The sequence below is a fragment of the Wolbachia endosymbiont of Drosophila simulans wHa genome (assembly GCF_000376605.1).
GTDB lineage: Bacteria > Pseudomonadota > Alphaproteobacteria > Rickettsiales > Anaplasmataceae > Wolbachia > Wolbachia pipientis.
In genome coordinates, this window is sequence record NC_021089.1 from 274,357 (window position 1) to 288,019 (window position 13,663).

Below are 13,663 nucleotides of genomic sequence, written 5' to 3' on the forward strand. Positions count from 1 at the left end.
TGCTAAGACCAGAAAAACCACTCACATTAATGAGTAGACTAGATTCTTCTTTTCTTATGAGAACCAGAAATACCACTCACACTAGGAGCTTCAAACTCAGACTGTGGGCCATCACCAGAACCATCAAGTGGCAAAGATACCTTAGATTGAGACCGCAAATTATTCCAAGGACCATCACCTACAGAAGGTAAAGTTACTTTCTCTAACTGAAGAAATAACTCTTCTGCAAACTTGCCGTAATCTACACCTTTCCTCTTTCCTTCCCTACCACATATTCTAAGATTTTCTATCATGACTTCTTTAAAAAGGTCAAACTTTTCAGGAAAGCAACCTTTGGCAAATGAAATCATATCTAATATTTCTTCTTTCTCTATTTCCCTATCGGGCTTACAAACATCTTCTCGTTTCCAATTAATGATTAATCCCCCAAGTACACTCTTTATAGGAACTGTATAATTAGAAGTATTAACAGAGGTCTCTCTGTATTCAGCAAAGCGTTCACATTTCCAAATCTCCATAATAAGGGATCTAGCTTGAACACTTAACTCAGGATTTTTCAACATCACATTTGAAAGTGAATAAAGAAAAAGTTCATAGTCTTGCTGTGAGAATATCTTGTCCGAACAGTCTCCTCCTGCTGAAACGCCTTTATAACACCAGCACTGTACCAAATCATGAACCGTATCAAAAAAACATGACTCTATTAATTCAGCAAGAAGGGAATATACTCCCTTATCTTTCTGCAATAATTTCTGTAAAAGAGTATCTTTATCGCCTATATTCCTTACACAAAAATCTAAAATAGGAGCGTCTTTCTTAACAGATTGAGGACGAGAAAGAGCAACAATAGCTTCTGTAAGCTTCTTCTCCTTATCTTTTTCCTCTAACTGATTATAAAAATACTCTACCCCTTCGCTCCACTTAAGTTTTACAGTACTGTCAAAACCTTCTACTGCATCATACTTCTTTAATTCCCCAGATTCTCTATCGATCCAGAAATCAAACACAGGACCATTTCTCTTCATGGATGATAGCAGAATGTTTCTTACATATTGATCACTGATCGGATTACCTTGACTATCTACCTCTTCTGAAGTAAATTGACCTCTAGAGAGTACAAACTGTTTGTTGAAAAAATCACCTATCTTGCCCGTTATACAGTACCTAGATGCCATACCTTGGTAGTGGGTTATCGATTTCTCCTATTTTCTCTTCAGTCAATTTCTGACCTAAAACAGTATTATTTAACCTTGTACCTAACCAACAACCTTCATCTCGAAAAACATTATATAAGAATTCCAGCTTATCATCCTTAAAAAGTTTGATATACTCTATATAGGTCTCGACCCACCTTTTAATAGCTAACTTTCTTCCAGCCGCAATGTCACGATCTGTATGTTTTATCACATCTTGTAGCTTTTTAAGCACTTCAGCCTGACGTTTTGTTTCTATTGGCATTTAAACCTCCCTATATCATGAAAACAACGCTATGGTACTAAATTTGTAACTAAGTTGCAACACCTAATTACTCCAGAAAGACCTATTTGATACCCAAACGTTCTGGTCAGGCCTAGAGAAATCTGTCTGGAATTATTGAGTATTTTCTAGAAATCTTAATTTGACAGCTAACACCAGGTTTTCTGGAGACTATAGGTGATGCACTTTTTCTATTTATATTCCCAAGAATAAGGTCAGTAGATATGTTGTTTTCCAGAAGAATATTAGTAAGATTAATTGGAGAAGTGCTTATGACTTTAACTAAGTGTGTTTTAACTTCGCCCTTAAGTTCTGTTCAGCAGTATCTGTTAGTGTTAGGTAAGGTTATGGTTGTAAATACAAAATCCGATCAGCAGAGGGCTGAAGATGATCTATATACTGTTTTGAGATTCAAAGAAAAAGGAGATTTTGAAAGACGGATAAGAGAACTGCTTGTTAACGATTATAAGAAACTTAAAAAACCACTGAGCAAACTCCTTGGTAAGTTAGAAAGTAAAATAAGGACTGATAAAGAGAATAACCAAGCAGCCAGAAACGTTTATGATCAAATCAAAAAATCTAAAACTAATGAAGATAAATTAAGTAATTTATTGAACTTTAAAAAACAGCTAAAAGCTTTCCTAAAAAATCAAGATGATTGTAGTATTGTGTTAAATGCGATTGACTCTGCAAGTGTTATCCCTGTTATTGAAGTTAATGGTGTGCATCCAAAAGATAGTGAGATCAAAAAGTTAAAAAAAGCTCAACCTCTCACCTCTAACAGACAAGACTTTGAAGAAGCTCTAGGATACATAGAATCACAAGAAAAAGTTATGGGGATTACATTAGAGGAAATTATGGAATACAAGCAACACTCTGTTAAGATTTTTCTACTGAACCGTGTTCATTCATGCAAAAATGGGCATTCTCAATTGCATCCTGATGTAAAAGAAGCTATAGCAATATTATCAAATGATAAGCTGAGAGCTTTCTACGATGAAGAAGTAAAGAAGAAGACGCTACAACCAATATTGTCCTACAAAGAATGTGAACAATTATATGATAAAATTAACTATGAAAAAAATGAATCTCGTATTATAATCGAAAGAGAAGAACTTGGAGAGAATGTTAGGAGGGTAATGGGAGTGAAGCGCTTTACGAATGAAAGCAGTAGAGAAGATCAGAAAAATGGTACTAGTCCAACAGGAACTTCTACAAATTATAGACAAGAGCAAGTTGCCTCTAGTGGTGATAGAACACTTTATAATAGTGATATACCTTCACTAGGTAGATCGATTAAGAGCAGCCGAAGTGCACTGTTTATGCCATTTGGAGCTTCTGTTGATACGAGTACCCCGATTAAACCTGCCAATCCATCTAACCTAGTTACCACTGGTGAGAATTATACTAGTAATGCAGATCTGAGTGATGAATTGAACGTAAGTGAAGTAACTAAAATTGTTGAACGAATGGAGCTATTATCCAATAGTTTAAAAAAAATCCAAGAAATTGTGGAAAAGCTGGGTAATACTACACTAAGTGAAGAAGTGATAGTTCATGAGAGACATTTCAAAAAGTTTATGGATTTTGTAGGAGAAATTCTCGTAGATATTGGTACAAGATTACCACAAAGTGATTCTAAAAGCATGTATCTTGAACAAAAATTGAAGGGATTGGAAAAGATGAATGAATCCTTAGATAACAGTGTTCAAGAGTTAGAGAAAAAAGTAGGTAAACTTGAAAAAGAGAATAAAGATTTTCTAGCAGAAAATGATGAACTTAAGGAAAAACTTGCTACAGCGAAAGAAGAAAAGGAATTGCTATTTAATAAAAAAGAAAAGATGCAGGAAGTTATAAATGGGCTGAATGAGAACAATCAACGATTAATGCAAAAAATAAATGGGTTAGAAGATGATTATGAGTATTTGTTAAGAGCGGAAAAGACAAAAAGAGAAACCGAAGATTCGTGTATACAAGTGGAGGATGCAGATATACCGGAAGGAAAAGCTGAGTTATGTAAAGACTATGAAATTAAACTAGTAAAGCTGGAACAAGAGATAGATGCAAAAGGGAAACAATGTGAGGAATTGCTATTAGAAAATAGTATATTACGAGGAAATATAGAACGATTAAAGGAAGAGAATAAACGATTAGAAGGCATTGAAGAAAGCTTTAGTATCGATCCCTCACATTTTTGCTCTGTAAAAAATTTGCATGATGAGCTTATTCTAGCTAATGAACAGCCGGAAAATATTGATATATCAATCCAGGATGAGATGGATTCAAAAGTTGCCACTGAGTCTGTGGGTGTTAATGTAAAACAAGGTTATAGTAAAAGGACTAGCAACCTATCTCGAGTCTCTGAACAAAGTTCAGCAGTAAAATCTCAATTCTCAGAAGCAAGAGCTCAGAGTAGAAAGCAAATAATTTATGCCTCTGCTTCTCTTATATTATCTGGAGTATTTGCTGTTGGCACAAGTTTAACAATGTCTCATTTAGGAATATCTATTTCACTTGCTTTGACTGCATTAACTTTCCTTACATTGGGATGTTATTGTTCATATAAGGCAAGTACAACGCTTAGGAATATTGAACTTGATCGAACTTTTAAAATGGCTGATCATGAAGCTGTTTTTATGGTTCCCAGCTTATAACTATGTGGAAAAATATATTGTTTTACTCACCCCAAGAAAAGAGATAATGGGAAAGATAAAAAAGTCTATCAGTTCTCGGTGCGGCAGATTAATTTCTGACGGTGATATAGAGCATTACTTATTTCTCTAGAGAATAGGGAATTGGCGAATAGAGTTCTAGGTGTAGAAGGAGATATAGATGAAGAAAAGACCAGATTTAGTAGAAAAATATAAGGGCTTCTTTGTAAATGATAGTAAGGGAACAGCAAAGTAGTTATATTAAGGGACTGGTTTTATGTTCTGAACTCAGATTTTCGTTAGGTTATAAAAGAAGTAATATCGAGACCTTACTTTGAAATTCCAGATTATCAGAGTACTTTGCTCTTCTGAAGTGAGTGATGTTGGAATACCTCTGGATCGCAGTACTAATAACCAAAATTAAAGAGTAAATAGTTTATAATTTAAGTATTTATAATAGAGAAATTAGCATGTATCTAAATTTGAGCAGCAAATACCTTGAAATTACCATCAATTCAGTAAAATTGAAGAGTTTTAATGGTTTAATCATGTAAAGTATTCAATAAACTGCCGTTTTTAAATTTTATCAGACTCAGTTAAAAGAGTGGAGATTTTAATGATTTACCTCAAATCTAATTAAGAGTTAAAGTGAGAAGATGTTTTAGTTTTTATGCACCTTCCTCTCTACTAATTAAGGCGTTCTTTTTATTTGCGGCTTTTCAGACGTACGATTCTGCTTAGCAACCAATCCGGTACTTCTCTACCCTTTTCCCACTTAGCAAACCTCATCTTTTCTTTTAGGTAGTACTCTCTGTAAGCTTTTACTGAATGACTAGACTTATATTGATCTGGTAACGCCTGTACAAAAGGCTTTATATCGGTTGATTGAAAAACAAGCAAATTCTTATTACTATCACACCAATCTATAACTTCTTCTGATCTATGTTTTCTTTTATATCGCCAAGTATACTCTTTGCACAGCTCCCTTCCGTATTTTATTAACCAGAAAAAGTTCCCTTTGGATTGTCTAGCCCATAGAGAACAAGGGTGGTTTTTGTGAGTAAGTTTATATGGAACTTCTATATTCTGGTCTGTGATGCTGACTAAAGGATTTGGCACTTTTAATGCTATTGAAAAAACATTACTCAGTAACTGAGCAGTTTCTAATAGCATTTTTACTATATGCTTATCACATAACATTTTTGCCGCAATCTCTGGGTTTTCATCTAGTACAAAGATGTTCATCTAAACATCCAAAGAGCTTAAGTCTTTAATTTCATTAGCTGTAAGACCAGTAGTTTGAGCTATGATATCAATAGAAACTCCTGCTTTAAGTAGATTCTTTGCAACTTCAATTTCCCTCTCTTTTCTGCCTTTTTCATGTCCGATGAGGATGCCTTTTGCAGTAGCATCATCAAGTTTTTGAGCAAGGACAGCCTGTTCATCAAGAATACGTTTTATTTCCTGTTCATAGGCAATAAATTCTTTTTCTGACCAGTTGAACCTATTTAGTTCTTCATAGGCCTTTTTAATTATTAGATCACTACCTATTATTTTTTCCAGCTCTTCTTCACTAGTCTCATCTGCATATTTAAAGAAGTAGACCCATTTCTCAACAATACTTGAAAGCTGATCTTCTTTGGTTTTTGGAAATTTAGGCAACTCAATAAATATAAAGTAAAAATCTTTTAGATCATGTTCATTAGTATCTTCATCGCGAATGGTATGCTTTGACTTATACTCAGACTTATCAGGAAATAAAATACAGTCTGCTATAGCAATAAAGATAATTTCCTTAAGGTCATGATATTGATCGCCTTTGTCAGCCTGTCTTGAATAGGCTTTAGCAGCATAGTATTGAGCACGTTTTTCAAAGCCCTTAGTTTTAGCGACCTGCATTTCGACTATCACTTGCAGCCCATTTTTATCTCTACAAAGAACATCAACAATGCTTTGTTTTTTAGAAGCAATATCAGGATCTTGAATAGTACTTAAAAACTCTATATCCTGTATTGCATTTGTTCCAGCAAAGCCGAGAATATCATTAAGAAAGTGAATAAGGATATCTTTATTTTTTTTAGTACCAAAGATGCGCTTGAACGATATATCATTCTTGGGATCGAGAAACTTCGAAAGAGCCATAGGAAATCCACTTAAAAAGCATTAATAATTATACACAATTGTGAAGAAATATTCAACTAAAATTCAAACATAGAAAGAAGCATCCCTTTTGTATATCTTTATTTGGTAGTATTAACCTGTATAATATTTATGGCAAATATCTCGATAAGGTACAAAATAGCACAAAAAGTAAGGAGCTGGAGGTTAAAGCGAGGTTATACTCAAAAAGATTTAGCGGGAAAAATTGGCGTAACGTATCAAGTAGTACTACAATATGAAAAAGGAACACGTAAAATTTCGATTGAGAAATTGTATGCTATAGCAGAAGTGTTATCGGTTGGCATCATAGATCTTATTCCTGTATCAAGTGAAAAAATTTGCCTTAAAAACGAAGAAGAGGAAATATTAAATCTAGTAAGAAAATATAAAACGATTAATGATCAAGAGTTGCGCAAGGTGTTTTACTTGCTAACAAAATTTACCCGAGTTGGTGAGAAAAGTAGTAAAAAAGCAGAGAAGGTAAAAATTGCAAAGGGTATGGTTAAAGCAGGAATTTCTGTTGATATTGTTTCACAAGCAATTGGCCTCTCTGCTAATGAGTGTGTTGAAGAAAAAACAGGTTCTATCTACTACCAAATAGGAAAAAAGATAAAAGAATGGAGGCTAGTGAGAGAGTATACTCAAAAGGATTTGGCTGAGAAAATGGATACAACACGTGATGAAATAAGCAACTATGAGCAAGGACGTGTGGCCATTCCACTGGAAAAATTATATGCAATAGCAGAAACATTATCAATTAGCATTACAGATCTGCTCATAGAGGAAGATGAGATAGTAGAAAGTGAGCTACCTGATTTAATAAAAGAATACAAAAAAATTGAGAGTCAAGAATTACGCTATGCGCTAATAAAATCTCTGTTTGAAAGCATACAAATTTGCGAAGAAAAAGTGAAAAGAGCAGAAAAGATGAAAATTGCAAAGGATTTAGTGAAAGGAGGAATTTCTACCGATATTATTTTGCAAATAACAGGCCTCTCTTTAGGCGAAATTCAACAGATTTAAAATAAAAAATCAGTATATATTAATATCTTTACTCTTAGATGAAAAAATAAGTAAAAAAGATTGAGAAATTGATTTGACTTCACTCGAAAGCTATGGCTTTATGCCAATGCTGATAAAAAACAGCAGTAAATATCTAAAAAAAGTTTGTTGTTAGTGAAAGGTAAATTATATGAATAAAAGTAAAGAAGAAATCGAATTCAGAATATTAGAAAGCAAAGGCAAAGCACTACTTGATCGTGAAATAATGGAAACGTTTCTAAGTGCAGTACATGAAAGCCCACAGGCTCAAGAAATTGCTAAAAATTTGGTGAATACTTATACAGGAGTAGGAAGGATTTTAGGTAGAGCAATATTAACTGCTGAACAAGCACGCGATGCAATTAGAGGTACCTCTGCTCTTGTTAATGGTGTTAGATGCTCATACGCTTTTTGGCCAATAGAAAATACAGCTAGGCTAGAAATCTTTAAGGCAGTAGGAGAAACACCAAGACAGAATGCTTTGTTTCATGGGGCAGTTGTGAAGGCCAATGGTTTAGCTGATCGCACTGTAAGAACTTACCTAAGAAATCAGGAAACAGGGCTACTAGAAGATATAACAATACAACTAACAGTTAAAAATGCTAGTGAAAAAGACCTTAAAATATGTCTTACTGATGCAATTACACGATCTGCTGTTGCAGGACACCCATTTACTCACACAGGAAGCACAGGAGTATATAAACAACGGCATAGGCTACCTGAGATTTTCCACAGTATGGGAAGAGATCGACTAGAGCGTATAGTTCAGGAACTTTTACAAGCAAAGCAGTTAGTTAAAGGAATGTCTACAGGTGCAAAAGAGGATAAGTGGCTTGACATTCCAACTGGACCATTTGCTTGTGGTATAGGAAAGTTCACTCTTGGAGCTGAAGATTTTAGCTATAGGCAAAATTTAATGTTAGGATAAGTCTTTCTTTATGGGTGGCTCTTTAAATATTTTAGAGTTGCCCTATTTTCTCTATTCAATCTACCATCTACTCAATCTAACTTCGGAGCCACAACCCTATTATAAGTTATGATTTCAATTAAAAAGGGATAAGACATCAAATGGTTGAATTATATTCCTGATTCCTTGGTTACTAAATAAGTAATGAGAAACTAGGAAGCTAAAGATCGCTTGAATCCTAACCTTTTGCCCTCTATTCCTAAAAGTGTTCCTAGTTATTATGTGTCTGAAGTCAGCCAGTATAGCGGATTCTGCGTTCCTAAAACCCTTATATATTATATATATATAATAGTAATAAATAATAATAGATAATATAAAATAATAGTAAAATACAAATAAAGTACAATAACTTAAACAGCAAAAAGAAAGAAGTCCAGAAAGGCTGCCACAAAATATTATTAAGATATTTACATTTAATGAAAAATACAATTAGTGCGTTTTTAAAAGGCTCTTACTCTCATCTTTTTTTTATGCTGATAAAACTCAAATAAACGTTGGTCTGCTAATGCGGTTTTAAAACGATTCTACGACTTCAGGGTACAATTATACCACCAAGACCTAAGTTGCTCATGTAAGGTAGCTTAAAAATTGATTATGAGGCATTTCTAAATTATTTTTTATCTCAAATTTTTATTTATTACAAAAAACCCTAAAGCTAGTCTATCATGTTTTTTTGTTGGTTGCAAAGAAAATTTTTCAAAAAAGATTGAACAACTTGTGGTGAGTATAAGGGGTTAATGGAGACTATATGAGAATACAACAACTTTTATTGCAAACCTCTGAGCAATTGATTGCAAAACTCTCAGTGATGAAACAATCTTTATCAGCAAATTGTAGATGAAGCTAAAGGAAAAAAGTTTGAAGTTACTGCCATAGAAGAAGAGACAGAAGCTCGTAAAATTTGATTGCTGCTTAAAATGGAGACAAAGAGCAAAGTTTATTTACGTCTCCAACAGAAAAGCTTCTTTTGTAGTAGTCAAAAAAAGCAGAGATATAGGGCTTTCTGAAGGGAGGGGGTCTGGTAGAGACTCATGACCTTGAAACCAGCGATTTGGTCTCATAACCATAGTCTCCCCAAAAGAACCGTGCTTGCGGATTTCCCGCACACGGCTCCACAATACAGCGTTCACACTAGTGCTCCTGTGTATAAAGAAACATATACCTTTGGTTTTGGTAATGGATTTACTTTTAAATAGTGTATAAGTTGTTCCCAATCCATACTTTTCTTTTGACTACGTCGGTTTATCCACTTAAATGCTAACTTTGTTACCGGTCGATAGAATTGAATCAAACACCGATAATTTCCGCTAACTCCGAAGTAGCTATAGTGTCCTGTTAGTTTGGCTTTAAGTTTCTGCCACCAATCTTTGAGACAGATACGACTTCGTACCATCTTCAACCATTCTTTGATTTCTTTAATCTTTCTGGCTAGGCTTATTTTTGAAGTTTTCTGCTTCATCATAAGTTTACCATTACGACTTTTTCCACAATAATGTGTAAATCCTAGAAAGTTGAAGCTAGCCGTCCTACGTTTCTCTCTTTCTGCTTGATACCATTCTTTCTTACCAAACTTTACTATTTTTGTTTTATTTTCAGCTATTTCCAACCCAAATTTACTTAGTCTTTGTTTCAGTAATTCTAGAAATTCTTTTGCGTCTTCTTCCCTCTCGCAGCCAACTACAAAATCGTCGCAAAACCTTATTAGCTGTAAATATCCTCTGGCTTTTGGCTTAAATTTCTTTTCAAACCATAAGTCCAGCACATAGTGTAAGTATATATTAGCTAATACAGGGCTTACTATACCACCTTGTGGTGTGCCTTGATCGGTTGCTTTATAACATCCAACTTCGACTATTCCTGCCTTTAGAAATCGTTTTATTAACCACAATAAATTTGGGTCAGCTATTCGTTCCCTTAGACAATTCATTAGCCATTTATGTTGAACATTATCAAAGAACTTCTTGATATCCACTTCTACAATATAGTTAATTGGTTTGTGCATAACTGCTTTATCTAGAGCGTTTATCGCCTGATGACAATTTCTTCCTGGTCGAAATCCATACGAGCTGTCCATAAAGTTTGCTTCATAAATATTTTCTAATATCTTCTTTAGCATTACCTGTACCAACTTATCTTCCGTTGATGGTATTCCGAGACCGCGCTTCTCTTTGCTCCCGGCTTTGGGTATGTATACCCTTTTCACTGGTAGCGGTTGATATTGTTTTCTCTTCATACTATCCACTAGTGTTTTAAGTTTCTCTTCTAGATTTTCTCCATAAGCTTCCACTGTCACACGATCTATACCACAAGCCTTGTTGCGTTTTAGTTCCTTATAACACTCTGCAAGATTCTCTTCATTAATCAAATGAACTAATGATGTAAATTTTACTCGCTTATCTTGCTTAGCCCTTACTGCTATCTGGTTTAGTTTTCCTTGCATACTCCTCTAATCTCTGTTGTATTGGTATAGCAATCCCTATACCAGTCACTATATTGCTAACCGCTTCCCCTTGTATGTGGCTTTCCCACACTCCGAGTACTATCAGTTAGTCCGACTTCCTTTGCATCTTCCTCCAGTCCTCGCCTTTATTGACTTGTTCCAGAGTACCCTTACAGGAATACAAAGGATCTCCCAAGTTCACGTAAGGTCCATCTCAACACATGACGCGGCCTTCGATCCCGATGAGGTGAGTAATATCTTGCCTTAGCGTTATTACCCATGTTGCCTTCCACCAAATGTAAAGTGTCAGCCCCCATGACGCGTGAATTACGGGACTCAATACCTTCACTTTCGTTGCACCCTATGTTGTCCATTCCATTAGCTTTACTACGCTCGTTACCTTACGCAGCATAATGGTTTGTTCCAGGTTGCCGGCTAAGCTTTACCCGTGTTGGATTTTCACCAACTGTTCCTTACGCACTTCTTGGCGCACACAATTTTTCACCCCCCTTAAAATTAAAACAAAAGGTGGTAAACAAGATGTCAAACACAGATAACTCAACTACAAGCTGGTTTTTGTTGTAGTTAGATAGTTATTTTCTCACTTTCTTTACTTGCTTTAATTAATTCATCAAAATCAGATTCATGTAATTTGTCCTGTATAACTCTGTACTTTTCGTATTCTCCTTCAGCCAGGGCTTTTGCAACTTCAGCACTAACTTTACCGTCATCTTTAAGTACTTCATAATCATTGAATAATAGAAATGCATCCAATTTTTCAGCCCGGTCTTGCATTTTCATCAGCCGATTCTTTTTTGCTTGAAGTTCTGCATAATCTAGATACATCGAAACAATGTGGTTTAGTTCACTTAGTTCTTCTTCAGTTAAGTAATTTTTCGCAATACTTACATCACTCTTGTGAATTTTTTTACCTGGACCATCTTTCCATGTAGTTAGCCCCATATGTGGTTTTTTGTGATCAACCCGAGAACATATCAACTCTGCTGCAGTTAAACCATAAATTGCCCAATATAATTTGTTTTGTACTTTTGCGTAAAATTGTTTTGTTATTTCTGAATTTGGATCGTAATCTGCAGAACATTCGGCATAAATGTCGGTAATCTTCTGGTAAAATCTACGTTCGGATGCTCGTATTTCCCTGATTTTTTCAAGTAATTCATTGAAGTAGTCTTTGCCAAACTTTTTCCCGTTTTTTAGTCGTTCACTATCTAAAGCAAATCCTTTGATAATAAAATCCTTCAAAACTTTTGTAGCCCATACTCTGAATAATGTTGCTTTTTTAGAATTAACTCGATAACCAACAGCTATAATTGTATCTAAATTGTAAAGTTGTGTTGGGTAATTTTTACCGTCTGCAGCGGTTACCTCAAAAGTGGAAACAACTTCTTTTTCCTGTAATTCACCAGATTCAAATATGTTCTTGATATGCTTACTAATAGCTGGCAGTTGTACATCAAATAATTCAGCCATCCTTTTTTGCGTAAGCCAAAGATTTTCATCTCTGCATAAAACTTCAATTTCTATATTTCCACCTGGAGTAGTATAAAATACAATCTTATTCTCATCCATTATCTATCTCCTATAACTTACAAACAAACCATTGATCATCAATAGGAATTTAACCAATTAATTGTCTCTACTGCAACTAAATTCTTTAAAACGTCTTTAGAGGGCTATTATAACTTATTAATGAGCTAGATAGAGGGGAAGTATCTGTTTTATCAAAAATTCATGTGACCTCTTCTCAGCTCCATTAAACAGTTATTTCCAAAATGGAAACAACTCAAATAGTAAGGTGTCTAGGAGGTCGGACTTCCGTTTAGCGGGTTCTTAAAGTTTAGGCTCTTTTTAATTTCTTAGCTGCATTCAAATTATTTTAACTTTTTTTCAGAAAATCCCGGAAAAAGTGGTGAGAAATCCGGAGTATAGGGGCATTGAGTGTAGATGTGCTTCAAACACAAAAGTCGGCAAATAAACAGAGTAGAAAAGATTGAAGGAAGCAAAAGAAATTTAGGCTTTTGGTAAGTTACGTAATTGAGAATTTGTATTTTTTTAGATGAGGTAAAAACTTTGTTTTAAGGCTAGATGCAACTTTAGGGTACAAATACTACTATTACCAAAGAACGCATATAATACCCCTTAGAACTCGAATAAATGGCATTCTTAGCAATTCTATTGCTGTATAGTAAACTCACAGGTGAGTTTAGCACGTTTTTTACGCTTTGCAAAGAAAAATTAAAAAAAAGTGAACAGTTTTTGTAAAATCGGTGAATATATATAATAGCAAGTCCTAACTAAGGTAGTAGCATAAGATTCTTGTCATTGGCCAATAAAAACCCATTCATAGCGTATTTTGAAGGAACCAAATGATATTTAGTGCTACTTGCAGTTTTAAATTATAGCAAATGTCAATCTTAACACTAGACCTCGGCAAACAAACCGGCTGGGCTATTCTTACAGATGGAGTAATTCAAAGTGGGAGCAAAAACTTTCATGGTAGCCGTTTCAGCGGAGGTGGAATGCACTTCTTAAATTTTCGTAGGTGGCTCAATGAGATGAGGGAAAGATTTTCAGATATTGAAGCAGTGTATTTTGAAGAAGTGAGAAGACATTTAGGTACTGACGCTGCACATTGTTATGGTGGTTTTTTTGCCATTTTAACTGCTTGGTGTGAAGAGCATCATATACCATACAAAGGTGTTCCGGTGAAGACGATAAAACGTTTCATAGCAGGCAAAGGCAATGCAAGTAAGGGTGAAGTTATTGAAGCTGTAAGGGGCAAAGGTTTTTTCCCTCAAGACGATAATGAAGCTGATGCTTTGGCATTGATGTTCTATGTTAATAATTTTAGTAAAGATTTTAATATGCTAGATAACACATAGGAAGTGGGTCCTTTCGGCCAGAATG

The 13,663-nt window shown here is 34.8% G+C and carries 9 protein-coding genes and 1 pseudogene; 4 read left to right on the forward strand and 6 right to left on the reverse strand.

The window, feature by feature from the left end:
* Positions 1-38: 38 nt before the first annotated feature.
* Positions 39-1,458 (reverse strand): annotated as a pseudogene (cifA, locus tag WHA_RS01220) (cytoplasmic incompatibility factor CifA).
* A gap of 242 nt (positions 1,459-1,700) precedes the next feature.
* Between cifA and WHA_RS01225 the strand changes: the two are divergent.
* Positions 1,701-4,130: a TomO hydrophobic C-terminal domain-containing protein gene (locus WHA_RS01225; protein WP_015588911.1), complete on the forward strand. Its 2,430-nt coding sequence runs from the start codon at positions 1,701-1,703 to the stop codon at positions 4,128-4,130.
* Positions 4,131-4,832: 702 nt separating this feature from the next.
* Here the strand turns inward: WHA_RS01225 and WHA_RS01230 are convergent.
* Together WHA_RS01230 and WHA_RS01235 are read right to left on the reverse strand one after the other, a co-directional pair.
* On the reverse strand, positions 4,833-5,372 hold the full coding sequence (locus WHA_RS01230; RefSeq protein WP_010082266.1) for a pyrimidine dimer DNA glycosylase/endonuclease V: 540 nt from the start codon (positions 5,370-5,372) through the stop codon (positions 4,833-4,835).
* Entirely contained in the window at positions 5,373-6,269 is an 897-nt protein-coding gene (locus tag WHA_RS01235; protein ID WP_015588912.1) for an Rpn family recombination-promoting nuclease/putative transposase, read from the reverse strand.
* Positions 6,270-6,398: 129 nt separating this feature from the next.
* Between WHA_RS01235 and wmk the strand changes: the two genes are divergently transcribed.
* Both wmk and WHA_RS01245 read left to right on the forward strand, forming a co-directional pair.
* Complete coding sequence (gene wmk / locus WHA_RS01240; protein ID WP_010962718.1) at positions 6,399-7,310, forward strand: WO male-killing family protein Wmk; 912 nt, start codon at positions 6,399-6,401, stop codon at positions 7,308-7,310.
* Between the two features lie 169 nt (positions 7,311-7,479).
* On the forward strand, positions 7,480-8,256 hold the full coding sequence (locus WHA_RS01245; protein WP_015588913.1) for a hypothetical protein: 777 nt from the start codon (positions 7,480-7,482) through the stop codon (positions 8,254-8,256).
* Between the two features lie 1,165 nt (positions 8,257-9,421).
* On the opposite strand, the gene ltrA is transcribed toward WHA_RS01245, so the two are convergent.
* The 3 genes from ltrA to WHA_RS01260 all read right to left on the reverse strand — a co-directional run bounded on the left by ltrA (position 9,422) and on the right by WHA_RS01260 (position 12,325).
* Positions 9,422-10,735, reverse strand: coding sequence for a group II intron reverse transcriptase/maturase (gene ltrA / locus WHA_RS01255; protein WP_015588904.1), 1,314 nt, complete (start codon positions 10,733-10,735; stop codon positions 9,422-9,424).
* Complete coding sequence (locus WHA_RS07220) at positions 10,698-10,826, reverse strand: hypothetical protein (RefSeq protein ID WP_255324786.1); 129 nt, start codon at positions 10,824-10,826, stop codon at positions 10,698-10,700. The genes ltrA and WHA_RS07220 overlap by 38 nt, the downstream gene beginning before the upstream one ends.
* Before the next feature lie 494 nt (positions 10,827-11,320).
* On the reverse strand, positions 11,321-12,325 hold the full coding sequence (locus WHA_RS01260) for a virulence RhuM family protein (RefSeq protein WP_015588905.1): 1,005 nt from the start codon (positions 12,323-12,325) through the stop codon (positions 11,321-11,323).
* 836 nt (positions 12,326-13,161) lie between these two features.
* Here WHA_RS01260 and WHA_RS01265 point away from each other — a divergent pair.
* Positions 13,162-13,638, forward strand: coding sequence for a crossover junction endodeoxyribonuclease RuvC (locus WHA_RS01265; protein WP_015588906.1), 477 nt, complete (start codon positions 13,162-13,164; stop codon positions 13,636-13,638).
* The last annotated feature ends 25 nt before the right edge of the window (positions 13,639-13,663 follow it).

Coding starts and splice junctions, on each gene's coding strand:
- WHA_RS01225 (WP_015588911.1), top strand. CDS start 1,701: ATGTTGTTTTCCAGAAGAATATTAGTAAGATTAATTGGAGAAGTGCTT.
- WHA_RS01230 (WP_010082266.1), bottom strand. CDS start 5,372: ATGAACATCTTTGTACTAGATGAAAACCCAGAGATTGCGGCAAAAATG.
- WHA_RS01235 (WP_015588912.1), bottom strand. CDS start 6,269: ATGGCTCTTTCGAAGTTTCTCGATCCCAAGAATGATATATCGTTCAAG.
- wmk (WP_010962718.1), top strand. CDS start 6,399: ATGGCAAATATCTCGATAAGGTACAAAATAGCACAAAAAGTAAGGAGC.
- WHA_RS01245 (WP_015588913.1), top strand. CDS start 7,480: ATGAATAAAAGTAAAGAAGAAATCGAATTCAGAATATTAGAAAGCAAA.
- ltrA (WP_015588904.1), bottom strand. CDS start 10,735: ATGCAAGGAAAACTAAACCAGATAGCAGTAAGGGCTAAGCAAGATAAG.
- WHA_RS01260 (WP_015588905.1), bottom strand. CDS start 12,325: ATGGATGAGAATAAGATTGTATTTTATACTACTCCAGGTGGAAATATA.
- WHA_RS01265 (WP_015588906.1), top strand. CDS start 13,162: ATGTCAATCTTAACACTAGACCTCGGCAAACAAACCGGCTGGGCTATT.